This window comes from Pseudomonas sp. IT-P12 (assembly GCF_949767465.1).
GTDB lineage: Bacteria > Pseudomonadota > Gammaproteobacteria > Pseudomonadales > Pseudomonadaceae > Aquipseudomonas.
Map to the genome: position 1 here is coordinate 306,445 of NZ_CATKPY010000021.1, position 24,935 is coordinate 331,379.

General features: G+C 62.8%; 21 protein-coding genes and 1 pseudogene. 15 read left to right on the forward strand and 7 right to left on the reverse strand.

The genetic code is table 11. The features are described 5' to 3' along the window. Positions 1 to 24: 24 nt before the first annotated feature. Positions 25 to 600: a flavodoxin family protein gene (locus tag ACM6IM_RS10400; RefSeq protein ID WP_414865074.1), complete on the reverse strand. Its 576-nt coding sequence runs from the start codon at positions 598 to 600 to the stop codon at positions 25 to 27. A 380-nt stretch (positions 601 to 980) separates the two neighbouring features. Between ACM6IM_RS10400 and ACM6IM_RS10405 the strand changes: the two genes are divergently transcribed. Then, on the forward strand, positions 981 to 3,785 hold the full coding sequence (locus ACM6IM_RS10405; protein ID WP_414865075.1) for an ATP-binding protein: 2,805 nt from the start codon (positions 981 to 983) through the stop codon (positions 3,783 to 3,785). Here the strand turns inward: ACM6IM_RS10405 and ACM6IM_RS10410 are convergent. Together ACM6IM_RS10410 and ACM6IM_RS10415 are read right to left on the reverse strand one after the other, a co-directional pair. Beyond that, entirely contained in the window at positions 3,750 to 5,231 is a 1,482-nt protein-coding gene (locus ACM6IM_RS10410) for an ATP-binding protein (RefSeq protein WP_414865076.1), read from the reverse strand. The two genes, ACM6IM_RS10405 and ACM6IM_RS10410, sit on opposite strands and share 36 nt — an antisense overlap. Positions 5,232 to 5,392: 161 nt before the next feature. Next, positions 5,393 to 6,343: a GlxA family transcriptional regulator gene (locus tag ACM6IM_RS10415; RefSeq protein ID WP_414865077.1), complete on the reverse strand. Its 951-nt coding sequence runs from the start codon at positions 6,341 to 6,343 to the stop codon at positions 5,393 to 5,395. A gap of 233 nt (positions 6,344 to 6,576) precedes the next feature. Between ACM6IM_RS10415 and ACM6IM_RS10420 the strand changes: the two genes are divergently transcribed. Next, positions 6,577 to 7,299 carry a pirin family protein gene (locus ACM6IM_RS10420; RefSeq protein ID WP_414865078.1) on the forward strand — a complete coding sequence of 241 codons (723 nt, stop codon included), beginning with the start codon at positions 6,577 to 6,579 and terminating at the stop codon, positions 7,297 to 7,299. Between the two features lie 47 nt (positions 7,300 to 7,346). Here the strand turns inward: ACM6IM_RS10420 and ACM6IM_RS10425 are convergent, their stop codons facing one another. Beyond that, positions 7,347 to 8,210, reverse strand: a complete 864-nt coding sequence (locus ACM6IM_RS10425) for a LysR family transcriptional regulator (protein ID WP_192301638.1) — start codon at positions 8,208 to 8,210, stop codon at positions 7,347 to 7,349. Between the two features lie 112 nt (positions 8,211 to 8,322). Here ACM6IM_RS10425 and ACM6IM_RS10430 point away from each other — a divergent pair, with 112 nt between their 5' ends. The 3 genes from ACM6IM_RS10430 to ACM6IM_RS10440 all read left to right on the forward strand — a co-directional run bounded on the left by ACM6IM_RS10430 (position 8,323) and on the right by ACM6IM_RS10440 (position 11,695). Further along, positions 8,323 to 9,534, forward strand: a complete 1,212-nt coding sequence (locus tag ACM6IM_RS10430; protein ID WP_414865079.1) for a YbfB/YjiJ family MFS transporter — start codon at positions 8,323 to 8,325, stop codon at positions 9,532 to 9,534. A gap of 57 nt (positions 9,535 to 9,591) precedes the next feature. Next, a complete protein-coding gene (locus ACM6IM_RS10435) occupies positions 9,592 to 10,590 on the forward strand; it encodes an NAD(P)H-quinone oxidoreductase (protein WP_414865080.1) in 999 nt (332 codons plus the stop codon). Between the two features lie 142 nt (positions 10,591 to 10,732). Further along, a complete protein-coding gene (locus ACM6IM_RS10440) occupies positions 10,733 to 11,695 on the forward strand; it encodes an alpha/beta hydrolase (RefSeq protein WP_414865081.1) in 963 nt (320 codons plus the stop codon). Here ACM6IM_RS10440 and ACM6IM_RS10445 read toward each other — a convergent pair. The 3 genes from ACM6IM_RS10445 to ACM6IM_RS10455 all read right to left on the reverse strand — a co-directional run bounded on the left by ACM6IM_RS10445 (position 11,692) and on the right by ACM6IM_RS10455 (position 15,444). Further along, positions 11,692 to 13,506 carry an ABC transporter ATP-binding protein gene (locus ACM6IM_RS10445; protein WP_414865082.1) on the reverse strand — a complete coding sequence of 605 codons (1,815 nt, stop codon included), beginning with the start codon at positions 13,504 to 13,506 and terminating at the stop codon, positions 11,692 to 11,694. The two genes, ACM6IM_RS10440 and ACM6IM_RS10445, sit on opposite strands and share 4 nt — an antisense overlap. A gap of 102 nt (positions 13,507 to 13,608) precedes the next feature. After that, entirely contained in the window at positions 13,609 to 14,262 is a 654-nt protein-coding gene (locus tag ACM6IM_RS10450) for a DUF6338 family protein (RefSeq protein WP_414865489.1), read from the reverse strand. 177 nt (positions 14,263 to 14,439) lie between these two features. Next, on the reverse strand, positions 14,440 to 15,444 hold the full coding sequence (locus tag ACM6IM_RS10455; protein WP_414865083.1) for an AraC family transcriptional regulator ligand-binding domain-containing protein: 1,005 nt from the start codon (positions 15,442 to 15,444) through the stop codon (positions 14,440 to 14,442). Between the two features lie 166 nt (positions 15,445 to 15,610). Here ACM6IM_RS10455 and ACM6IM_RS10460 point away from each other — a divergent pair, with 166 nt between their 5' ends. The 10 genes and pseudogenes from ACM6IM_RS10460 to ACM6IM_RS10505 all read left to right on the forward strand — a co-directional run bounded on the left by ACM6IM_RS10460 (position 15,611) and on the right by ACM6IM_RS10505 (position 24,916). Then, complete coding sequence (locus ACM6IM_RS10460) at positions 15,611 to 16,462, forward strand: 3-hydroxybutyryl-CoA dehydrogenase (protein ID WP_192301644.1); 852 nt, start codon at positions 15,611 to 15,613, stop codon at positions 16,460 to 16,462. After that, complete coding sequence (locus ACM6IM_RS10465; RefSeq protein WP_201189147.1) at positions 16,449 to 17,051, forward strand: TetR/AcrR family transcriptional regulator; 603 nt, start codon at positions 16,449 to 16,451, stop codon at positions 17,049 to 17,051. Before ACM6IM_RS10460 ends, ACM6IM_RS10465 begins: the two co-directional genes overlap by 14 nt. 164 nt (positions 17,052 to 17,215) lie before the next feature. Then, positions 17,216 to 17,629 (forward strand): VOC family protein, encoded by a 414-nt coding sequence (locus ACM6IM_RS10470; RefSeq protein WP_201189148.1) that lies wholly within the window; start codon positions 17,216 to 17,218, stop codon positions 17,627 to 17,629. A 455-nt stretch (positions 17,630 to 18,084) separates the two neighbouring features. Continuing rightward, positions 18,085 to 18,291 (forward strand): hypothetical protein, encoded by a 207-nt coding sequence (locus tag ACM6IM_RS10475; RefSeq protein WP_414865084.1) that lies wholly within the window; start codon positions 18,085 to 18,087, stop codon positions 18,289 to 18,291. 177 nt (positions 18,292 to 18,468) lie between these two features. Next, a pseudogene (locus ACM6IM_RS10480) lies at positions 18,469 to 19,277 on the forward strand (response regulator transcription factor). Between the two features lie 104 nt (positions 19,278 to 19,381). Further along, positions 19,382 to 20,497, forward strand: a complete 1,116-nt coding sequence (locus tag ACM6IM_RS10485) for an ABC transporter ATP-binding protein (protein WP_414865085.1) — start codon at positions 19,382 to 19,384, stop codon at positions 20,495 to 20,497. 34 nt (positions 20,498 to 20,531) lie between these two features. Further along, positions 20,532 to 21,674: an ABC transporter substrate-binding protein gene (locus tag ACM6IM_RS10490; protein ID WP_192301651.1), complete on the forward strand. Its 1,143-nt coding sequence runs from the start codon at positions 20,532 to 20,534 to the stop codon at positions 21,672 to 21,674. A 30-nt stretch (positions 21,675 to 21,704) separates the two neighbouring features. Beyond that, positions 21,705 to 22,622 carry an ABC transporter permease gene (locus tag ACM6IM_RS10495; protein WP_192301652.1) on the forward strand — a complete coding sequence of 306 codons (918 nt, stop codon included), beginning with the start codon at positions 21,705 to 21,707 and terminating at the stop codon, positions 22,620 to 22,622. Between the two features lies 1 nt (position 22,623). After that, positions 22,624 to 23,451 carry an ABC transporter permease gene (locus ACM6IM_RS10500; protein WP_192301653.1) on the forward strand — a complete coding sequence of 276 codons (828 nt, stop codon included), beginning with the start codon at positions 22,624 to 22,626 and terminating at the stop codon, positions 23,449 to 23,451. Continuing rightward, positions 23,444 to 24,916 carry an aldehyde dehydrogenase family protein gene (locus ACM6IM_RS10505; protein ID WP_414865086.1) on the forward strand — a complete coding sequence of 491 codons (1,473 nt, stop codon included), beginning with the start codon at positions 23,444 to 23,446 and terminating at the stop codon, positions 24,914 to 24,916. Before ACM6IM_RS10500 ends, ACM6IM_RS10505 begins: the two co-directional genes overlap by 8 nt. The last annotated feature ends 19 nt before the right edge of the window (positions 24,917 to 24,935 follow it).

Below are 24,935 nucleotides of genomic sequence, written 5' to 3' on the forward strand. Positions count from 1 at the left end.
CGAATTCATTGAGGCGACATCCGATCAGGCCGGCGCAGCGCCCATGCGGTGGGCGAGTCGCGCCACCCGTTCGCCCAGGCACGCCGCGGTGCAGCGGTCTTCCAGCGGCGGTGCGTCTTCGGGGGATTGCTCGACATTCGACTGAGCCATGGCACCGAGGGAGCTGCCGAGGCGATTCAACTGCCCGTCGAACAGACCGCTGCTGGAGCGTGCCGGCAATACATCGAGCCCGACCCAGATCATCGAGTGCTGTGCGGCAAACACCGCCATCTGCAGCAAGGTGTTGAGCTTGTCGCCGCACAGACAACCGGAATTGGTGAAGCCTGCGGCGAGCTTGTCGCGCCAGGGCTGGGCCAGATAGAACGCTGCGGTGGACTCCATGAACGCCTTGAAGTGCGCCGAAGCGCTGCCCATGTAGGTCGGTGCGCCGAAAATGATCGCGTCGGCGTGGTGCAGACGGTCCCACTGCTGATCGACGTCCTCGACGGAAATCAACAGGCAGGTGCTGCCCTGGTGGCGTTCCACCCCCTGGGCCACCGCTTCGGCGATGACTCGGGTGTGTCCGTAGCCACTGTGATACACCACCACCACGTTGCTCATTCCATTGTCCTTTTTGGGAGCGAGACCGACTTGCCGGCCGAAGCGTTGCGCCAGTCATCCACTGAGTTGGATGTGCCGCCGCTCTCGCGAGCAGGCTCGCTCCCACACTGACCGGTGGAAGTTGAAGAAGCAGAGTTTTGGGCGTAGACCAGACGCAGGACGAGTTAAATGTTGTTAATTATCCCTCGCGCACCAAAAGCCATGACGACACCTTTATTCCCCGTCGCAGCCCGTAAACACGCAGTGGATGCACAGGGCAGATAAACCGGTGATGACGACGGACACCGTCGGGGGGCTCGTCTGTGGATTGCGCCAGGGGATAATCCCGACGAAAATGCTCGGAAACCGCGAACCATAAGGTTGCAAGCAGGAGTGACCCGTTGACCCTAACCCCCGCCCAGGCGATCCATTTCGGTCCCTATCGGATCTATCCCGACCAACGTCTGGTCATGGAAGCCGATCAACCCGTGCGCCTGGGTCGACGAGCCATGGACATTCTGTTGATCCTGCTCGAACACGCCGGGAACGTGGTGAGCAAGCAAACGCTGATCGCCGGGGTCTGGCCCAACAGTGTCGTCGAAGACATCAACCTGCGGGTGCACATGGCCGCCTTGCGCAAGGCGCTGGGCGATGGTCAGGCCGGGCAGCGTTACATCGTCACCGTGGCCCAACGCGGCTACAGCTTCGTCGCGCCCTATTCGCTGGAGCACCTGGAGCAACCGGCGACGCATCCGGCCCCGACGCCTGGCGGCCACAACCTGCCGCTGCGCCGAACCCGCATGATCGGCCGCCAGTCCCTGGTCGATAACCTGGTGACGCAACTGCCGCGCCAGCGCTTCATCACCCTGGTCGGCCCCGGGGGGATCGGCAAGACCACTGTGGCCCTGCGGGTCGCCGAGCAACTGATCGGGCGCTACCGCGACGGCATTCTTCTGCTCGACCTGGCGCCCATCAACAAACCGTCGATGATCGCCGCGCACCTGGCCAGCCTGCTCGAGCTGTCCCTGCACGATGACGACCCCATTCGCGGCCTCGCGACGTTCCTGCGGGACCGCCAGATGTTGCTGGTGATCGACAATTGCGAGCACCTGATCGACGCCATCGCCCTGCTCAGCGAAAGCCTCCTGCGCGCCGCACCCCAGGTGCACGTGCTGGCCACCAGCCGCGAAAGCCTGCGGGCCGAAGGGGAATTCGTCCAGCGCCTGGAGTCGCTGGACTGCCCGCCGCCCATCGCCGTACTCGACCGCGCACAGGCCCTGACGTTTTCGGCCCTGCAATTGTTCGTCGAACGGGCCATGGCCAGCCACGACAGTTTTGAGCTGACCGATGACGAACTGCCGCTGGCCATTGAAATCTGCCAGCGCCTGGACGGTATCCCACTGGCCATCGAGCTGGCGGCGGCACAGGTCGGCAGCCTCGGATTGAACGGTTTGCTCAAACAACTGCAAGGCAGTTTCCGCCTGCTCACCCAGGGTTGTCCGGCCACGCTGGGGCGCCATCAGACCCTGCGCGCCACGCTGGACTGGAGCTACGAACTGCTCAGTGACTGCGAGCGGACCTGCCTGCGTCGCCTGGGGATGTTCCGGGGCAGCTTCACCCTGGAATCGGCGGCGGCGGTGATTGGCGGCGAGCACATCGACTCGCGGGCGGTATTCGGTTCGATCACGCAACTGGTGGCCAAGTCGCTGCTGAACGTCGAAGTCGGCGACGAGGAAGTGTTCTACCGCCTGCTCGACACCACACGCAGCTACGCCCTGGAAAAACTCGGCCTGGCCTCCGACCTGCCGGGCACCCGCGAACGCCACGCCGAACGCTGCCTGGCCTTGATGGAACAGGCCCGGGATGATTGGGAGCAGATCTCGACGGGTATGTGGCTCGAGCGTTATGCGCGCAGCCTGGAAGACATTCGTTCGGCCCTCGACTGGGGATTGACCCGCCAGGGCCCGCAAGTCCTGGCGATCCGCCTGACCGCGACGTCCACACCGTTGTGGCAGGAATTGTCGTTGCTCAAGGAGCATGGCCTGTATGTGCGCAAAGCGCTGACCCTGCTGGAGGCCGCTTCCGAACCCTGCCCCAAGGTGCAGATCGCCCTCAAACTGGCGCTGGGCAGTTCCTGCTATCACACCCAGGGCGGCACAGCGGAGACCATCGAAGCGTTCGTCAGCGCCCGCACCCTGGCCAGGCAGTGCAACGACATCGCCGGCCAGCTGCGCGCAGTCTCCGGACACATGGCGGTCAACCTCTGTTGCGCCGACTATCAGATGGCGCTGGAGCAGAGCCAGCAATTCGACCGACTGGGCCTGCACGGTGATGCCACCCTGTCCCTCAGCACCCAGCGTTTGCGGGTGCTTGCGCTGCACTTCGCCGGCGACCAGGCACAGGCGCGATTGAACGCCGAGCAAGTGTTGCAGCGCATGACCCAGAGCGGCCACCTCAACCGCTTCACCCACGGGTTTGGCGTGCAGTACGACCAGAGCGTCGCGTCACTGACCATTCTGGCGCGCATCCTCTGGCTGCAGGGGCAGCCGGAGCAGGCCTGGCGCACCGCCCGGCAAGCACTGGACATTGCGCTGCAGATCAACCACGGCACCTCCATCTGCTACACCCTGGCCCTGGCCGGTTGCCTGATCGCGCACTACAACGGCGACAGCCGCACGGCGCGTGAACTCTTGCGCCTGTTGCTGGAGCAAGCGCAGAAACACTCGGTGCAACTGTTCCACACCTGGGCCCGGCATTACGCGCAAGTGATCGACCACGAACAAGCCCACCTGCCGTTCAAGCCAGGCCTGGGGTTGATCAAGGACCTGCTGATCACCCTGGACAACCGTTTCGTCGATGACGAACTGGTGCTGCGGGCGGAAACCGGCATCGCGGGCTGGAACACCGCAGAGATCCTGCGGGCCAGGGCCAGTGCGCTGCTGGCCGAGGATGACCTGCTCAATCGTGCAGCGGCAGAGAGCCTGCTGATCCGCGCGTTGAATGTGGCAAAACACCAGGGGGCCCTGGCCTGGGAGTTGCGCAGTGCAACCTCGCTGGCGCAGTTGTGGCAGCGTCAGGGCCGGCATCGCCAGGCCCACACTTTGCTGGCGCCGATCTGCGATCGGTTCACCGAAGGGCATGCCACCCCGGACCTGACAAAGGCCCGCCAGCTACTCGACGAGTTGCAGCCCCACGCGCTCGCCTGAGCCTCGGCGGGCCTGGCTGATGTAGCGCGCGTAGCTTGTTTCGACTGCGCGCAGTTCACCGCTGCCTTCGAGCTTCTCCAGGGCATAGCTGCGCGTGGTGTTGAGTAGACGATAGTGGGTTGCACCACTGCCCTGCTCCTCTGACAACAGGGATTTGCGCACCAGGCTCTGCAGCCCCTGCGCCAGGCGAGCCGGCCGTATCGTCCCCCCGTGGACGCCAGTAGCCGCCTCCAGGGTAAAGGCCTTTTTGAACACCGCCAGACGCTGCAGCACGCTCTGCTCCAGGGGGCTGAGCAAGTGATAGCTCCAGTCCAGCGCGGCCTTGAGGGTTTGATGGCGCGGCACCGCCGTACGCCGCCCCAGCGACAGCAACTGAAAACAGTTATCCAGCTGGGCTTGCACACCGACCAGTGCCAGCGCATCGATTTGCGCGGCCGCCAGTTCAATGGCCAACGGCAAGCCATCGAGGCGGTGGCAGATATCGCGTACCACCGGGAGGTCCTGTTCGCGCAGGGTGAACCCCTGCTGGCGGGCGCGGGCGCGGCTGACGAACAGTTGCACCGCCGAATACCCCATGGCCTCGTCCACCCTGAGCAGCGCCGACCTGGGCGGCACTGTCAGTGGCGGTAGCGACTGGACGGTTTCTCCGTTCACCTGCAGCGGTTCACGACTGGTCACCAGCACCGACAGTCGCGGCGCCTTTTGCAACAAGGCTTCAACCAACGTGCGGCAGCGTTCGTGCAGGTGCTCGCAGTTGTCCAGCACCAGTAACGCATGCCAGTCCGACAGGACCTCCAGCGAAGTCCCGACCTGCAGTTGGAGGACGCGACTCAAGTGGTCCTCCACCTGCGCGGGGTCATCGATGGTCGTCAGATCCACCAGCCAGACACCGTCCCGATAATGTTGCAAGAGCAGCTCGGCCACACGCAGCGCGACAGTGGTTTTACCGATGCCGCCAGGACCGACCAGCGTCATGAGCCGGCAAACGGGCAATTGCCGCACCAGGCTGCCCACCAACGAGTCGCGACCGGTCACCGGTGTCAACCGTGCCGGCAGGTTGTGCTGAACCCTTTGCGCGCTGTCGAGCGACACCTGCCCACTCACCGGCGCGTGGGCCACCGGTGCAACGAAACGGTAACCGCGCTGCGGAACGTTGACGATGTAACGCTGCCCTTGCACACCGTCACCCAGTGCGCGACGCAGCGCGGCGATGTGCACGCGCAGGTTGATGTCTTCGACCACCGACGTCGGCCAGACACGCGCAATCAGTTCTTCCTTGCTGACCACGGTGCCTGCGCGCTCGATCAGTACCTGCAGAATGTCCAGCGCCCGGCCGCCCATGCGCAGTGGCCGATCACCGTCCAGGATCAAGCGTTGCCGCAGATGAAAGGCGTAGGGACCGAAATGCAGTGCGGTCTCGGTGTTCAACTCTCTGACGCTGTTCATGCGCGCTCACGTGGACAAACCCGCAATGGCTCAATGACATGCAGGGCTTGCGCACCTCCTCATAATACGTTCACCGGTATCTTGGCAGTCCTCCGTGACGGAACAACTGCCAAAGGGGGAGCGTCACGGCCATCACGGTGCGCAAGACGGACATGTCGGCACTAGCTGAACTGCTCGCGGTACTGGGCCGGCGTCAGCCCAAGCTTTTCGCCGAACAGAAACCGCATGTGCCGGACACTGCCGAAACCGCTTTTGAAGGCCACGGTCTTGAGCGGCAGGTCGCTGGTTTCCAGCAGGTTCCTTGCGCAGTCGATGCGCGCACTTTGCAGGAACTCCATCGGGGTCATGTTCACTTCCCGGGCAAACACCCTGGCGAAATGACGCGGGCTCATGTTGGCCAGGCCCGCCAGGCGCTCGATGCTGAACGCTTCGTCGAGGTGTTCGAGCATGTAGTTCTGCACCCGGGTCACCGGTGTTTCATGGGGGGCGACTGTGGCCATCAACGGACTGAACTGCGCCTGTCCGCCCTGGCGCTTCATCACCACCAGCAACACCTTGGCCACATCCTGGGCGACTTTCTTGCCATGGTCCTCGGCCACCACCGCGAGTGCGAGGTCGATGCCGGCCGTGACGCCGCCGGAGGTGATGAGGTTGCGGTCCTGCACGTAAATCTGATCGGTCTCCACCGTGGCCTTCGGGAAGCCCTTGATCAGCCGTTCGGTGTAATGCCAGTGGGTGGTGACCCGATAACCGTCGAGCAGACCGGCATGCCCCAGCACAAAGGCCCCGGTGCAAATCGAGCCATAGACCTCGGACCGACTGACGTTGTGCTTGAGCCAATCGAGCAACGGCGGATGTTTTTCGTTGTAGGCACCGGGGCCGCCGGGCACCAGCAACAGGTCGTAACCGTCACAGGCCTGATCGATGTGCAGGTCGGCCTGCACGCTCACGCCATTGGACGCCCGCAGCGCGCCCGGCATCGTGCCGATGGTCGACAACACGTAATGGTGCTCGGGCTTGAGGTAGCGATTGGCGACGGAAAACACCTCCATGGGCCCGGCCATATCGAGCAGGAGAAAGTCGGGAAACAGCACCATTGCCACAGTTTTCATGGGTACACATCACTGAATTCAAAAAAAGGATCAATTCACCGGACCCGCTTCCTTATGGCGGGTCTGGGACATGCAGAACATTATGGCCCAGCTCTGTAACCAGCGTCGCCCACCTGTTACTGTCAACCCAAAGGAGACAGTATTTCAATTTTCATCTACTTATTGCACCAAAGGATAAACATTAACCTTCTCCTCACTCGGACGAATCAACGTCCCCCAGAGGAGAATTCATCATGCTGACCCTTCGTAAAGCTTCTGATCGTGGCATGGCCAATCATGGCTGGTTGAAGTCGTTCCACACCTTCTCCTTCGCCAACTACCGCAATCCCAAGGAGCAGGGTTTTTCCGACCTGCTGGTGATCAACGATGACCGTGTGGCAGCCGGCAAAGGCTTTGGCCAGCACCCGCACCGCGACATGGAGATTTTCTCCTATGTGCTCGAAGGCGCCCTGGAACACAAGGACACCCTGGGCACCGGTTCGGTGATCCGCCCGGGCGATGTGCAATTGATGAGTGCCGGCAGCGGCGTGGCCCACAGCGAGTTCAACCACTCGGCAACCCAAGGCGTGCACTTCCTGCAAATCTGGATCGTGCCGGACGTCAGTGGTGCCAAGCCGCGCTACCAGCAAGAGCACTTCAGCGCCGGGAAAAAACGCGGACGCCTGCAGTTGATCATCTCCCCCGAAGGGAAAAACGGCTCGCTGAAAGTGCGCCAGGATGCCCGGGTCTACGCCGGCCTGTTCGACGGCAAGGAAAGCGCCACCCTGGAGCTGGCCGCTGACCGATATGCCTACGTGCACGTGGCCCGTGGCAGCGTCGAACTCAACGGCCTGCTGTTGCAGGAAGGCGACGGCGTACGGGTTCGCAACGAGCAGTTGCTGAACCTGAGCAATGGCGTCGATGCCGAGGTCCTGGTATTCGACCTGCGCCCACAAGAGCTGCCGGAAATGCCTTGATCCCCCCCTGTTGGAGCGAGACTGTTCGCTCCAACAGACAGGAGGGATCAGGCAAACCCTTCGACAATTTCATCGATCACTGCGCGCACCCTGGCGGTGTGTCGCAGGTCGGCGTGGGTCACCAGCCAGACGTCATAGGGCAACGGTCGCGTGCGCTCCGGCCACAGCCTGACCAGCCCGTCCCTCTCGCCCATGTACACCGGAATTTCCCCCAGCCCGATCCCGGCGGCAATGGCTCGGCGCACCAGCAGGCCTGAACTCAGGCTCGACACGATACGCCCGCGCCCCACTGGCTCCGAGACCAGGGTCAGCTCCTTGTTGCCCTGCAGGTACGGCTGATACACCACCAGATCATGCCCCTCGAACGCCGAACCCGGCGCCGGTACACCGTGGGCATTCACATAATCCTGCGAGGCAAACAAGCCGACCGGCCACCGGGCGATGCGCCGGGCGATCAGGTCGGGGTTGTCCGGGCGGGTGTTGCGCACGGCGATATCGGCCTCGCGTTTCGACAGGCTGAGCAATTGCGTCGACGCGTCCAGTTGCACCCGCACATCGGGGTGCCGCTCGTGCAAACGGGCAATCGCCGGGATCAGGAAATCGATGGCCATGGAATCGGTGGTGGTGACGCGCACGGTGCCGGTCAAGCGATCATCCAGGCCTTGAATACGCCGCTGCAACTCCAGCGCCGAATGCTCCATTTTCTCCACGGCCAGCAATGCCGCCTCACCGACGGCGGTCAACGCGTACCCCTCGGAGGTGCGCAGAAACAGCGTCGCCTCCAGGGTCTTTTCCAGCGCCGAAACCCGCCGTCCGACGGTGGCCTGATCGACCCCCAGCACCCGCGCGGCGCCGCGCAGGGTCGATTCCCGGCAAACCGCGAGAAAGACCCGCGCGTCATCCCAATTCATAAGCTTCTCCAGTGATGCATTTACGCATCACCATAGCGCAAAATCGCTGCACTATTGCATCAATAAAACTGGATAAGCTGGGCACCAGAGAAAAATCCACAGGACGGCTCCCATGCTCACTCCCACCGTTCCACCCCGCAACGCGGTCTGGCTGCCTATTTTCGCCGGCCTCTGTGCCAGCCTGGTCAGCATTGGCCTGGCCCGGTTCGCCTACACGCCGTTGATCCCCTCGCTGATTCAGGCGCAGTGGTTTTCCGCGAGCGATGTGGTCTACCTTGGCGCGGCCAATCTGGTCGGCTACCTGATCGGTGCCTTGATCGGCCATCCGCTGGCCCGTCGCACTTCCAACAAAACGGCGCTGCGGCTGATGATGCTGGCCGTCACGCTGGCGTTTTTCGCCTGTGGCTTTCCATTGTCGGTGAGCTGGTTCTTCGGCTGGCGTCTGTTGTCGGGCGTCGCCGGTGGCGCGATCATGGTGCTGGTCGCCGGCGCAATACTGCCGCAGGTGCCCGCTTCACGTCGTGGCCTGGCCAGCGGCGCGATCTTCCTGGGCATCGGCCTGGGTATTGCCGGGTCGGGAACGATTGTTCCGCCGTTGCTGAGCCTTGGCTTGCAGAACACCTGGCTCGGCCTCGGTCTGCTGTCACTGCTGCTGACAGCCGCCAGCTGGTTCGGCTGGCCATCTGCTCAGCACGCCGCAACGCTCACGCCATCGGCCGACACAGGCAAAACGCCCACCGACCCACAGGTCTATCTGTTGTTTGCCCAATACGCCTTCATGGCAGCCGGGCTGGTGCCGGCCATGGTGTTCCTGGTCGATTACGTCGCTCGCGGCCTGGGTGCCGGGCCGCACGTTGGCGCGTTGATCTGGGTGATGTACGGCCTCGGCGCGATTGTCGGGCCGGTGATCTACGGCTTTCTCGCGGACAAACTGGGAGCACGCCCGAGCATTCGCCTGGTGCTGGTGGTACAGGCCATCGCGGTCGGCTTGCTGTCCATCTCCAGCTCATTCACCGCCCTGGCGCTGCTGGCGGTGATCATTGGCTCGTTCCCGCCCGGCATTGTGCCGCTGGCGCTGGCCCGGGTGCATGAACTGATTCCGCAGCATCATCAGCAACAAATCGCCTGGAGTCGCGCTACCGTGTCCTTTGCCACCTTCCAGGCGCTTGCCGGGTTTGCCTATTCAGCCTTGTTCAATGCCAGCGGCGGTCGCCACGAACTGCTGTTCGTCATTGCCGCCGCAGCGATCGTCGTGGCATTGCTGCTGGAACAGGGCATGCGCCTGGTCACGCGTCGCGATCGGCTGCAGCCGGCGTTGAACTGAATCACTGTGGCCTTGACGTGGTCCCAGCCAATGACACCTTCCAGACAGGATGCTCCGATGAATCTGCCCTCCCGCATGACCCTGATAGAAATCACTGAACCCGGCGGCCCCGAGGTGTTAAAGCCACGCCAGGTCCCGATACCCACCCCGGGTGAAGGCGAAGTGCTGATCCGCGTGCACGCCGCCGGGGTCAATCGTCCCGATGCCCTTCAGCGGGCCGGTCAATATCCGCTGAAGCCCGGCATGAACCCGATCCCCGGCCTGGAAGTGGCCGGTGAGGTGGTGGCACTCGGCAAGGGGGTCAGTGAGTTCATCGTCGGGGACAAGGTCTGTGCCCTGACCAATGGCGGTGGTTACGCCCAATACTGCGTCACCCCGGCCGGGCAGACCCTCCCCATCCCCGAAGGCATGGATTGGGTGCAGGCCGCGGCCGTTCCGGAAACCTTCTTCACGGTATGGGCCAACCTGTTCGACATGGGCGGCGCCAGCAAGGGACAACGCGCGTTGATCCATGGCGGCACCAGCGGCATCGGCACCACCGCCCTGATGCTGTGCCGCGAGTTCGGCATCAAGGCTTTCGCCACGGCGGGCAGCGAAGAAAAATGCGCGGCTGTGCGCAAGCTTGGCGCCGAAGCGATCAACTACCGCGACCAGGATTTCGTCCGGGTCATCCAGGACAACACCGCCGGCAAGGGTGTCAACGTGATCCTCGACATCATGGGCGGTTCGTACCTGAATCAGAACATCGCCGCGCTGGGCATGGAAGGTCGCCTGGTGATGCTGGGCTTCCTGGGGGGTGGCCGCGCCAACGACGTCGACCTGCTGGGGATCATGAGCAAACGCGCAACCATCACCGGCTCGCTGATGCGCCCGCGTACCGACGCGGAAAAAGCCTCGATCGCCGAGCAACTGCGCGAATACGTCTGGCCGGTGCTCACGGCCGGGCGCTGCCTGCCGATGATCGACAAAGTCTATCCGCTGGCCGAGGCAGCACAGGCGCATGCGCGGATGGAAGCCGGGGATCATATCGGCAAGATTGTATTGCAGGTGGATTGACGATTGTCGCTGGAGGGGCGCGGTCGTTGTGGGAGCTGAGGTGTGACGGGGGAAAGACAGTGAACAACCGTCGAAATTGTTCCCGCCACCACCGCGCTTCTGTTAAAACCCGACTTTCAGTGTTCAACCGGTAGACCCGCCCATGCCCTCTCCCCTGCTCTCCACCTTGCGTCGCCGCTGGCTGGCGCTGCTGTGCATGACCCTGCTGGTGGTCGGCCTGCCGGTGAGTTGCGGCGTGCTGGAGCGTACCGAGCGTCAGTTGCTGTTCCGCATCGAACCGGGCACCGCTGGCTGGTATCGCGGTTTGCCCAGGGACGTCCAGGAATTCGACATCCAGTCCGACCGTTTCAAGGGCGGACAAAACCTGCATGCCTGGTGGTGGCCCGCCGCACGTCGGGATGCGCCGTCGATCCTGTACCTGCATGGGGTGCGCTGGAACCTGACCGGCCAGGCATTTCGCATCGAGCAATTGCGCGCCATGGGCTATTCGGTGCTGGCCATCGACTACCGTGGCTTTGGCCAGAGCAAGGGCGACCTGCCATCGGAGGCCAGCGTGTACGAAGATGCGCGTGCGGCCTGGGAACGCTTCCAGGCGCTGCAACCGGATGCGAACAAGCGCCTGATCTATGGCCATTCCCTGGGTGGCGCCGTGGCCATCGACCTGGCGGCCGACCTCGCCTCTCAGGCGAAAAAAGACCAGGTCGCCGTTCCGGTGCGAGGGCTGGTGATCGAATCGACCTTCACCTCACTGGGCGATGCCGTGGCGCAAGTGGCCGAAAGCAACCTGCCGGTAAAATGGCTGCCGGTGCGCTGGCTGCTGTCGCAGAAATTCGATTCCATCGACAAGATCGTCGACATCGACATGCCGCTGCTGGTGGTCCATGGCCTGGCCGACGCCTTCATGCCTTCGCGCTTCAGCGAACAATTGTTCAACGCCGCCAACGAACCGAAAAAGTTGCTGCTGGTGCCTGGCGGCACCCACAACAACAGCATGAGCCTGGGCGGCAGCCAGTACCGACAGGCCATTGAAAGCCTGATGAAGACCAGACCGGCACAGATGGCCGGACCGGCACTGACCCGCAATGCCCGTATGCCTGACAGCTAGCGATAACCTTGCGCCTGCAGATTGAACAACTGCGCATAACGCCCGCCCGCAGCCACCAGACTGTCGTGATCGCCACGTTCAAGAATGACGCCCTGGTCGAGCACGATGATGTGATCGGCGTTGCGCACGCTGGAAAACCGGTGGGAAATCAGCAGCGTCATGCGCTCCGTCGTGTGCTCGCTGAAATGCTCGAACACTGCCGCTTCCGCCGCCGGGTCGAGGGCTGACGTCGGCTCATCGAGAATCAGGATATCGGCGTCGCGACGCATGTAGGCGCGGGACAGGGCGATTTTCTGCCATTGCCCACCGGACAGTTCCTGCCCCCCGGCAAACCACCGCCCCAGTTGCGTGGCATACCCTCGGTCCAGTCGCTCGATGAACGGCGCGGCCATGCCTTCGGCGGCGGCCGCCTGCCAGCGCTGCTCATCGTTGAAAGCCAGGGTGTCACCGACGCCAATGTTCTCGCCCACGGTGAACTGGTAACGGATGTAATCCTGGAAAATCACCCCGATGCGCCGGCGCAGCGCCTCTTCCTCCCATGCCTGCAAATCGCTGCCATCCAGCAGGATACGGCCCTGATCAGGGCGATACAGGCGGGTCAGCAACTTGATCAGTGTGGTCTTGCCGGACCCGTTCTCCCCCACCAGCGCCACGCTGCGCCCCGGAACAAGGTGCAGGTCGATCCCCTCCAGCGCTGCCCGGCTTGCTCCCGGATAACGGAAACCGACCTGTTCAAAGCGCAAGCCATCCCCCGGCAAGGCGCCCACGGTGAGATGCCCGGTGTCCGCCACAACCGGTTCCGCCAGGTATTCATAAAGGCTCGACAGGTACAAACCATCCTCGTAGAGGCCGCTGATGGCGCTCAAGCTGCTGCTCACCGCCGCCTGGCCCTGCTTGAACAGCACCAGGTACATGGTCATCTGGCCGAGGGTGATATTGCCGTGGACGGTGTCGACCACCACCCAGGCGTACGCCAGATAAAACGCCGCCGTGCCGAGCAGACCCAGGACAAAACCCCAGCCATCGCGGCGCAGGGTCAACCGCCGGTCTTCGGCGTAAAGACGCGTGAATGTCTCGCGGTAGCGCTTCAACAACAGCGGCGCAAAACCAAACAGCTTCACCTCCTTGATGTAGGCCTCATGGGAGAGCAGCGTCTCGATGTAATTCTGCTGTCGGCTCTCCGGGGCACGGCGGGTGAACAACCTGAAGGCGTCGCCGGAAAAGTGCGCTTCGGCGAAAAACACCGGCAGCGCGCCGACCACCAGCAACACCAGTGCCCACGGCGAAAAATGCACCAGCAACACACCGAAACTGATCAACACGATCAGGTTCTGGATCAGCCCAAGCGACTTCATCACCAACGCCAACGGACGGGTCGAGGCTTCGCGCCGCACGCGAACCAGCTTGTCGTAGAACTCGGAATTCTCGAACTGCACCAGCGACAACGTCTGCGCCTTCTGCAGGATCATCGTGTTGACCTTCTGCCCCAACTGCACCCGCAGTAGCGATTGCTGGACCGACAACGCCCGCTGGGTCCCGGACAGCAACGCGAGCACGCCCGCCTCGAACAGCACATAACGCACCACCGGCCACAGCGGCGCACTGCCCTGCTGCGCGTGCAACTGCATGGCGAAGACCACGGCATCGACAATGCGTTGGCCAAGCCAGGCCGCCAGCGCCGGAAGCACACCGGCGACCAGGGTGGCCAACACCAGACCAAGGAACAATCCGCGAGAGGTGCCCCAGACCAGCAGCAGCGCGCGTCTGGACTGGTCGAGCAACGTTGTGATTCGGTTGAGGGCAGCGGGCATCCCTAACTATCGCGCCGGAACGAACGATCAGCGTTTCTTTTTACAGCCGGTGGACCCAAGGGGGGCTTGGGTCGCCGGGACACACCCGGCCTGCCGCTGCTATCAACCGTTGGTTTGTAACAAGGAGGCATTTCCTGAGGAACCCTGCTCGTCATGCTGTTCACCATTCTGCTGTGAAAATTCAACCCATTGAACGTTCGAGACATCAATAACAATAGCCTCTGCGCCTATTTGAAACTCCTGACCCTCGCCGTCGAGCCAACTGGGATCCTCAATCACAAACTGCCCCCTTGTCGGCTCGGCCGGCCATTCGATCGGCCAGCCATACAAGCGCCTGTTGTCCAGTAAATGCAGTACGACAAATCTTGGTCTGGTTGAGAAAGCACTGTACCACTGGCTGGGAAAGGAGGTCTGCCGGGTTATGTTCACTCTTCTGAGTGCGCGATGCAGCTTGTCACTGCTCGCGATGTAACAGGATAAAAAGCCTAGCAACACCGCAATCACTGCCGACAGCAATGCCTCTGATTTCCTGTCCCACACACCCACGGAAAAGAAACCCTCGCCAATCACGAGAAGCAACGCGCCCAGTCCAACCACCAGCGACTGAATCAAAAACGTAAATATCAACGCCTGAACAATCTGCCCGAAGGTGTCCGGCCGTTTGAACGCCGTCAGCGAATAGAAAATCCAGGCCGCCAGAAAACCCGGAATCAAATACTGAAGCAGCGGAATCACTTCCTTGACCAAGCCATCCATGCCGTTTTCATTCCATTGAAAAAATCGACTCGGAGCCAATAAATACAGCACCCCGAAGGCCTGTGTCACCCACGGACAAAGCAAGGTCGTCACAAGAAATGTCAGGACTACAGGCCGAAGTTTTTTCTTACAAAGGACGAAGACCAGCCGCACAAAAACTCAAACGGCGTCCGACGTTCACGCCTGAAATTTCGCCCGATATTTGCCTGGACTCTCTCCCGTCCATTTCTTGAACGCCCGATGAAACGCACTCGGTTCCTGGAAACCCAGTTGCTCGGCAATGTGACCGATGCTGGCCCGGCTCTCGCGCAACTGCTCGAACGCCACGGCGCGGCGGACCTCGTCCTTGATCTCCTGGTAAGAACAGCCTTCACGCTCCAGCCTGCGGCGAAAGGTGCTGGGGCTCAGGTGTTGTTCCAGGGCAAAGGCCTGCAGGGTCGGCCATTGGCTGTAATGGCTGTTGCGCAAGCGTTGGTGCACCTGCGATGCCAGGCCATGCTGGTTGCGGAAACGAATCACCAGCCATTGCGGAGCCGTGCGCAGGAACACTTTGAGCGACGCCAGATCCTGGACCACTGGCAAGCGCAGGTAGTGGCTGGCGAATTCGATTTCGGTGCGCTCGGTGCCGAAGGTCAGGTTGGGGCCCCAGAGCAAGCGGTCGTCGCTCAAGGACAGGCGCTCATGACGAAAATCCGCGCGGTCGATGGGGATGCGCCGCCCGCCCAGCCAGCACATCAGGCTGATCATCAGCACCAGGAACGTTTCGTCGCCAAACCGTGCGATATCGGCTGGCGCACGGGTTTCCAGGCTGATGACCGCACGCTTGCCGCGCACCGTCAGCGTGCCGCGGTAGTCGCTGAGGAACAGGGCGAAATTGCCCAGGCACTGGCGCATGGCTTTATGCAAGTCGGGCTCCTGGATCAGGGCGCGGCAGATCAACGCAAAGCTGCCCGGGGGCATGCCGTGGGAATCGAGCCGGAAGAACTCGTCGTTGAGCTCGCGGATCTGAATCAGCCACAGCGCCGCAAATGCGCTGGCTGGCACCCGTGCCGCGGGCTGTTCGAGCAACAGCGGGTCGATGCCGGCCTGCTCCAGCGCCGCCGCGAGGCGTCGCGGATCGTTGCCCAGCCCATGGATCATCGCCTGCACGAAGTAGGCGGCCACCGAGTCCTTTTCCCGCATCTGAACGCTTCGCTCCCCAATCAGCCGAATGGCAAAAAACACCAGCACCCTTGAACAGTTTCGGCATAGGCCAACCGTCGCACCGGCTCTAGACTCGCGGCAATCTTACGCCTTCCACCGTTGCGGCGGCGAAGGTATCGCAGGGTCTGATCGGAAGGACGGCAACATGAATCTGCAAAACATTGGCGTGATCGGCGCCGGCACCATGGGCAACGGCATCGCGCAGGTCTGCGCCCAGGCCGGCTTCAATGTGACCCTGATCGATATCGCCGACAGCGCCCTGCAAAAGGCCCTGGCGACCATCGGCAAGAACCTCGATCGCCAGGTGGCCAAAGAAACCCTGACGACCGCGCAGAAGCTTGCCACCCTCGACAACATCCGCACCAGCACCGATTACAGCAGTTTGCACAACGTGCAACTGGTGATCGAAGCCGCCACGGAAAACCTCGACCTGAAACTGCGCGTGTTGCAACAGATCGCCGCGCAGGTCAGTGCCGAGTGCGTGATCGCCTCCAACACCTCGTCGCTGTCCATCACCCAACTCGCCGCCAGCGTCAGCCAGCCACAACGGTTCATCGGCCTGCACTTCTTCAACCCGGTGCCGGTGATGGGCCTGATCGAAGTGATCCGCGGCCTGCAAACCAGCGACGCCACCCACGCCCTGGCCCTGGAGATGGCGACCACTCTGGGCAAAACCGCGATCACTGCCGGCAACCGTCCGGGGTTCGTGGTCAACCGGATCCTGGTGCCGATGATCAACGAAGCGATCCTGGTGTTCCAGGAAGGCCTGGCCAGCGCTGACGACATCGACGCCGGCATGCGCCTGGGTTGCAACCAGCCCATCGGCCCACTGGCCCTCGCGGACCTGATCGGCCTGGACACGGTGCTGGCGATTCTCGAAGCCTTCTACGAGGGGTTCAACGACAGCAAATACCGCCCTGCGCCACTGCTCAAGGAAATGGTTGCCGCCGGTTACCTGGGGCGCAAGACGGGGCGTGGCTTCCATGCCTATGCCTGAGCGTTGCTCACGGTTCGCCGAGTACCGGGACAAAGTGCTGGAGCTGTTCGCCAGCAAGGGGTTCGGTCAGGTCGGCATGCGCGAACTGGCCACATGCCTGGGACTGTCCCCGGGCTCGCTGTATCACCATTACCCGAGCAAACAGCACTTGCTGCTCGATCTGATCGAGGAATTCTACGAAGAGTTATTGGCGGCACTCGGGCGCATCGATCACAAGGCCGGTGCGAAACGCGACAAGCTGCATAACCTGATCCGCGCACACCTGAACCTGCATCAGGAAATGCCTTGGCATTTTCGCCTGGTGGAGCGCGACAGCGGCTGCCTGAACGACGAGCAGCAGGCGCGGGTCCGGCAATTGCGCGAACAATACGAAGGCACTTTGCTGCAGATGCTCGGCAGCCGCTTGCGCCTCAGCGAACCGGCACGTCTGGCCACCGGACACGCGATTGCCAACCTGCTCAACAGCGCCCCCTGCTGGCTGGCGCAGCACGCGCTGGACGAACAAGCGCGCGACGAACTGCTGGAAAACCTCATCGGCGGCGCCATCGAACGGCTGCTGCGGCCTGCACTGCCGCGCGCGGCAGCCTGACATCTCAGGCGCAACGCCATAAGCCGTGCCGGTTCAATAGACAAAACATCTAAAAGATTTTTGCATGTGGTCCCCTCTAACGCTTTGCTATTGGAGCCCATCCACCGCAGAGCCGGACGCGCACCGCGCCCTCCTTCTGCCGCCTTCCTTTTCGGGAGCCTGCCATGAAAATCAATCCCTACCTCATCTTCAACGGCGACTGCAAAGCCGCGTTCACCTTCTACGCCCAAGCCCTGCAAGGCCAGCTCGACATGATGATGACCTTCGGCGAGAGCCCGGCCCGCGAACACTTCCCGGCTGACCTGCACAACCTGATCATCCATACCCGCCTGTCGGTGGGCGACCAGGCGATCATGGGGTCGGACACCACCCCCGACCGCCCCACCGATGACATGGCCGGGTGCTCGGTATCACTGAACGTCGACAGCATTGCCGAGGCGGATCGCGTGTTTAATGCACTGGCCGAGGACGGCAGCGTGCAGATGCCCCTGGAAGCGACCTTCTGGGCGGCGCGCTTCGGCATGCTGGTGGACCGGTTTGGCGTGTCGTGGATGGTCAATTGCGAGAAGGATCAGTAAACGGTTCCCCTGCAGGAGCGAGCTTGCTCGCGATGAACCTGGGAACACTGAGGCGGGTCAGGACCATATTCAAACCACGGGCGCGTTTGTCCGCGGGGGATTGTGGAGTCGCGACGTTGAAACCATCCAGGGCCGCAAGCTCAAGGGGATTGTGATCAAGTACCGTTGAGGGCGCTGGATACCTTGGCAGACCTGCCCTGTGGAAGCGACGGTGCGAACAGCTTGCTCGGTCATGCAGAAGAATTGCCCTGCGCGAGGGTTTCCCGTGGAGCGTTCCAACTGCCGCTCACCACTCGTCGCCCAGGTCCCGACGCGCCCTTTCTTCCACCCCCGCTGGCTCACGGATTGCACACGCTGGCGTAGTCGCCGCGCAGTGACGAAATCCTGACGCGCCGGCCATCATCTATACTCACCACCACCAGCGCCAGGCTGGATCAGTTTTTCGGAGATGCAACGTGTCAACTCTCAGTGAAATCGCAGCGAATCACGCGAAAATGGCGAAAAAAATGGCCGGAGAGTCGACTGAAACGTGTGAGCGCCAACCCATGGTGGTTGGTGGCTTCGAGGTCAATTCCGTCGATGAGCAAGTGCAGGTGCCCTTCCATCTGATCGTGGGCGCCCAGGACACTCCGATTGCGCTGACGGCGGGCTACGCGCTCTGACGGCGACGCCCCCAATGCCTCGAGGATGATACTGACGCTGTAGCTCTCGGTAACAAACAGCCCCCTAACGGTGCGTCTTTTTTACGGCGCATCGTCGCTCGCCCCGCCCTGCAAGGCGCCAGCCGCCATGGCGTAGTTTGTGCATCGCAACGCATTCCCCTGCTGCCTGAAGCTGCCATGCGCCCCAAGGAACTCAAACTCTGGACCACCGGTGTCGCCCACTTGCTCGACCTGCAAGCGGGGCATGCACGCCTGGCGGGCTTGAGTCATTGGCTGCGCCAGGTGTGCCCGGTCGATCATTTCGTACTGTTCGTCTACGAGGGCAACCACCGGCCCCTGGCGCTGTTCGATACCTTTGCCGCCGACAAGCGCGCGGTGTACGTCGATGACTACCAGTGCGGGCCGTATCTGCTCGATCCGTTCTACCTGGCCTGTACCCGCGGACAGGCGCCGGGCCTGTGGCGCCTGCGCCAGTTTGCGCCGGACCACTTCTACCTCGGCGAGTATTACCTGACCTATTACCAGCAAACCGGTCTGGCGGAAGAAGTGGCGTTTTTCGTCGAACTGGGGGGGGCGCCATGGCGGTGCTGTCGTTGATGCGCTCGTCGGCCAGTTGCGCCTTCAGCCGCGACGAGATGCAGTTGATCGAGTGCGCACAAGGCGTAGTCGAACAGGTGGTCAACGAAGCCTGGCGCTTGCGTCAGGCCCAGCAACCGCGTCCGGCGCAGGACCTGGACTTCAAGATCCGCGAAGCCTTCGATCAGTTCGGCGCGCACATCCTTACCGGCCGCGAGCAGGAAATCGTCCAGCTGTTGCTGCGCGGTCATTCCAGCGCATCGGTGGCCGAGCAATTGAACATCAGCCCCGGCACGGTGAAGATTCATCGCAAGAACATCTACGCCAAGCTGGGCATCGGCAGCCAATCCGAATTGCTCGGTCTGTTCATCCGCGACCTGACCGGACAGGAGTTGGTCGTCGACGCCTGACGCCTGAAAACGACTCTATCCCCCAAGGGATATATACAGCGCAAAACCGCCGTTGCTAGTTTGGCCCCGTCGCACTGATTCATCACTGCAAGGGAGCCGGCCTCGTGAACGACAATTCGCCAAGTGATATCGAATTCTGCAATGTGGTCAAACGCTATGGCGAGGTGACCGCCGTCAGTGGCTTGAACTTCTCCGTGCGCCGTGGCGCATTTCACTCCTTCCTCGGCGGGTCGGGCTGCGGCAAGACCACCACCTTGCGCATGATCGCCGGCTTCGAACAACCCAGCAGCGGCGAAGTGCGCCTGGCGGGCCACTGCGTCGCCGGCGTGCCGGCCTACGAGCGTCCGGTGAACATGGTGTTCCAGCATTACGCACTGTTCCCGCACCTGACGGTGGCGCAGAACATTGCCTACGGCCTGCGTTATCGCACCCCGCGCCCAGACCGCAAAGCCCAACTGCGCATGGCCGACGAGGCACTGGAAATGGTGCGCCTGAGCGGTTTCGGCCAACGCAAGCCGAGCGAACTCTCCGGTGGCCAACAACAGCGTGTCGCCCTCGCCCGGGCGCTGGTGAACAAGCCCACCGTGCTGTTGCTGGATGAACCGCTGGCCGCACTCGACCGCAAGCTGCGCAAGGAGATGCAATCGGAACTGCTGCGCCTGCAACGGGAAGTCGGCATCACCTTCGTGCTGGTCACCCACGACCAGGAAGAAGCCCTGTCGATGAGCGACAGCATCAGCGTGATGCACAGCGGCTCGATCATCCAGACCGCCACCCCGGAACAACTCTACGAAGCACCGGCCAGCCGCTACGTCGCCGACTTCATCGGCGAATCGAATCTGTTCAATGGCACGGTGCGCCACCTGCACGGCAACCGCGTGGTACTGCGCACCGAGCAGGGACTGGAACTGACCAGCCCGCTGACGCCCACCGGCCAGGCCCTGAGCGCCGACACCGCCGGCTGCATCGCCGTGCGCCCGGAACTGATCAGCATCGCCGGCGCCCACGCCGAGCTGGCCCGCGAAGTGAAACTGCAAGGCTGCGTGGAAGACCGGATCTACCTCGGCAATACCACCGAATACCGCGTACGCACCCAGGCCTTCGGCGTGGTCTGCGTGCGGGTGCCGCGCCAGCAGGATCAGGGCGCCAATGCATTCGAACACGGCGCGGCAGTGAGCGTCGGCTGGGATCACGCCAACGGCCTGGCCATGGCGTTGTAATTCAACGATTCATCAACCGGATGTGGAGCGTGCTATGGACCAGAAGACGTTTATCAAAAACCTGCGCAGCTGGCAGAACGGCTCGATCAGCCGCCGCGATTTTCTTGGCCGCACCGGCCTGGGGATTGCCGCGGCAGTGGTCGCCACGAACATGCCGGGCCTGCTGACGTCCACCGCCCAGGCGGCCGAGCAGGCCAAGCTGGGGGATCGACTGTCGCTGGCGACCTGGCCCAATTACCACAGCCAGGACAACCTCGACGCCTTTGGCAAAACCACCGGCGCACGGGTCTCGATGAGCGTGTTCGGCTCCAACGAGGAAATGCTCGCCAAGTTGCAGGCCGGCGGCAGCGGCTGGGATGTGCTGGTGCCGACCAACTACACCATCAGCACCTACGTCGGCCTGGGCCTGATCGAACCGCTGGACCTGTCGCGCATTCCCAATTTCGACGCCTCGGCGTTTCAGCAGAAATTCATGGCGCAAGGCACGGTGGACGGCAAGGTGTATGCGGTGCCGAAAAACTGGGGCACCACCGGCATGCTCTACGACACAGGCAAATTGAAGAACGGCCCCACCAGCTGGAAAGAATTCTGGGCCGCCGCGCAAGGCCCGGCGAGTGGCCGCACCATGGTTCACGACTATCAGTTGACCGCCATCGGCAACGCCCTGAAAAGCTTCGGCTACAGCTTCAACTCCCTGGACCCGAAAGAACTGGCCGACGCGGAAAAACTGCTGATCGAAGTCAAGCCGCACCTGTTCGCGATCAACTCCGACATTCAGCCGTCGATGCGCAGCGGCGATGCCTGGCTGGCGATGTCCTGGACCGGCGATGCCTCGCAGTTGCACCGCGACAACGCGCAAATGCAGTTCGAACTGGGCAAGGAAGGTGGCGAACTGTGGAGTGACTTCTTCGCCATCCCCAAAAGCTCGGAGCACAAGGATGCCGCCTACGCGTTCATCAATTACCTGCTCGACCCGCAGCACAACAAGCTTGAAGTGCTGAGTCACGGCTACCCGAGCGGCGACAAGCGCGTCGATGCCCTGCTGCCCGCCGCCATGCTCGACGACCCGATCATGTACCCGGCCGCCGAGGCCTTGAGCCCGCTGGAGTTCGGTGCAGCGGCGACGCTGACCAGCCCGGCACGCGCCGAACTGATGGCGCGCTTCAAGTCCGCCTGAGCCCCGACCATGGCCAACGAGGAGTCACCCATGAATGCTGCCGCCCACCCGCAAACGGTGCAGCCGGCCAGTGCCCTGTCAGTCGAGGCGCGCCAGCGGCGCAGCCTCGGCCGACGGATCACCCTGCTGATGCTGTTGCCGTCGACCCTGTGGTTCCTGCTGCTGTTGTTGATGCCGCTGGTGATCATCCTGGTGTTCAGCTTCGGCGAACGCAGCGCTGTGGGCGGCTATGCCGGTGGCTTTACCCTGGCCAACTACCTGAACCTCGGCTCCCGCGGCGCGGCCTTCAGCAACACGCTGATGCTCGCGCCGCTGGGCACCCTGGTGTGCCTGCTGGCGGCCTACCCGCTGGCGTACTTCCTGGCGGTCAAGGTCACCCGCAACCGTTCGCTGTTGCTGACGCTGGTGATCGTGCCGTTCTGGACCAGTTTCCTGATCCGCACCTACGCCTGGATCTTCATCCTCAGTGGCAAGGGCATCCCGGCCATGCTCGCCAGCCTGGGCCTCGAGGATGTGCGGTTGATCAACACCCCTTGGGCGGTGCTGATCGGCATCGTCTATGGCTACTTGCCGCTGATGGTGTTCCCGATTTACGTCAGCCTGGAAAAACTCGACAAGCGCCTGCTCGAAGCCTCCGCCGACCTGGGTGCCAGCGCCTTCGAAAGCTTCCGGCGGATCACCCTGCCGCTGTCCGCGCCGGGGATCATCACCGGGGTCATGCTGGTGTTCATCCTGCTGATGGGTGAATTCCTGATCCCGGCGATTCTCGGCGGCGGCAAGGTGTTCTTCGTCGGCAACGCACTGGTCGACCTGTTCCTGCAATCGCGCAACTGGCCGTTCGGCAGTGCGTTGGCGATGACGTTGGTGGCGATGATGCTGCTGATCATCGGGGTGTACCTGAAACTGGTGGCGCGCTACGGCGGCCGCCCTGCCGACGGAGGCGTGTGACATGTGGCTGCGCAGCTATTCGACTTCGCTGTACCTGTTTCTCTATGCGCCCATCGCGCTGATCGTGCTGTTCAGCTTCAACGCCGGGCGCAGTGGCCTGGCGTTCGAATGTTGCTCGACGCAATGGTTCGGCCGCGCCTTCGGCAACCCGTTCATCATGGAAGCGCTGGGCAACAGCGCGTTCATCGCCTTCACCTCGGCGCTGATCGCCACGCTGTTCGGCACCCTGGCGGTGTTCGGCTTGCAACGGGCCCATCCCAAAGTGCGCCTGCTGTTCGACGCCCTGACCTACTGCGCGATCATCGTTCCGGGCATTGTCATCGGCATCTCGACGCTGATTGCCTTCATCAGCCTGTTCGACCTGATCAACCCCTTGCTGGCGAGCTGGATACCGGACGTGCCGCGCCTGAACATGGGGTTCTTCACCGTGATCGCCGCGCACTCGCTGTTCACCATGGCGCTGGTGATGGTGATCGTGCGCAGCCGCGTCGACTCACTGGACAAGGCCCTGCTGGAAGCCTCGGCCGACCTTTACGCACCGCCGATGCAAACGTTCTGGCGCGTGACCCTGCCGCAGATCAGTCCGGCGATCATGGCCGGGTTCCTGCTGGCGTTCACCTTCAGCTTCGACGATTTCATCATCGCGTTTTTTGTCGCAGGCTCCGAGACGACCTTGCCGATCTACATCTTTTCTTCGATCCGCCGCGGCGTGACCCCGGAGATCAACGCGGTATCGACCGTCATCATCTGCGCGTCGCTGGCGCTGCTGTTCACTTCCCGTCACCTGCAAAACCGCCGTACCGGCGTCCAGGAGTCTCACCATGCGTGATCAGCTTTACATCAACGGCGAGTGGGTCAGCCCGGACCTGGGCGGTTACCTGGACGTGATCGACCCGGCCACCGGCCAGGCTTTCCATCGGGTAGCGGCGGGCACCGAGGAGGACGTCGATCACGCGGTACGCGCCGCCCGGCGTGCCTTCGACAACGGCTGGAGCCAGACCACCGGGGCCGAGCGTGCGCAGTGGCTGGAGGCGCTGGCCGATGAACTGGAAAACGCTCAGCAGGCGCTGGCCGAGCTGGAAGTGCGCGACAACGGCAAACCCTTGCCCGAAGCGCAGTGGGATGTTGGTGATGCGATCGGCTGCTTTCGCTACTACGCCGGGTTGGCCCGCGAGCTGGATCAGCAGCAGGACCAGCCGCTGGCGTTGCCGGACCCGCGTTTTCGCTGCCGCATCCGCCATGAACCGATTGGCGTGGCCGGACAGATTATTCCCTGGAACTACCCGCTGTTGATGGCGGCCTGGAAAGTCGCCCCGGCGCTGGCTGCCGGGGCAACGCTGGTGTTGAAACCTTCGGAGCTGACGCCCCTCACGGCGCTGGAACTGGCGGCCGCCGCCGACCGCATCGGCCTGCCGGCCGGGGTCCTGAACGTGGTCAGCGGCCTGGGTGCCGATGCCGGCGGACCGCTGACCGAGCACCCCGGCGTGGACAAACTGGCCTTCACCGGCAGCGTGCCCACCGGGGCAAAAATCATGTCGGCGGCGGCCCGCGACATCAAGAACATCAGCCTGGAACTGGGCGGCAAGTCGGCGTTCATCGTGTTCGACGACGCCGATGTCGAGGCGGCCGTGGAGTGGATTCTGTTCGGGATTTTCTGGAACCAGGGCCAGGTGTGCAGCGCCACCTCGCGCCTGCTGGTACAGGAAAACATCGCTCCGCGCCTGATCGAACGGCTGGTCGAGGAAACCCGCCGGATCAGCATCGGCCCGGGCCTGCAGCCCGGGGTGTTGCTCGGCCCGCTGGTCAGTCAAGGCCAGTACGACAAGGTCCTGGGCTACATCGATCAGGGCCTCGCCAGCGGTGCACGCCTGCTGACCGGTGGCCAACGCCCGGCGCATCTGTTGGAAGGCTATTTCATGGAGCCGGCGATCTTCGACGAACCCGGGCACAGCAGCATCCTCTGGCGCGAAGAAGTGTTCGGCCCGGTGCTGTGCGTCAAGCGTTTCAAGACCGAGGAGCAAGCGCTGCAAATGGCCAACGCCAGCCGTTTCGGCCTCGCCGCAGCGGTGATGAGCGCCGATCTGCAACGCAGTGCCCGTGTCGCCAATCAGCTGCGCGCCGGGATCGTCTGGGTCAACTGCTCGCAACCGACCTTCGTCGAGGCGCCCTGGGGCGGCATGAAACACAGCGGCATTGGCCGGGAACTCGGCCAATGGGGGCTGCACAATTACCTGGAGGTCAAGCAGGTGACCGAGTACGTCAGTGACCAGCCCTGGGGTTGGTACCTGAAATAGTCTGGAAAACCCGTTCCCC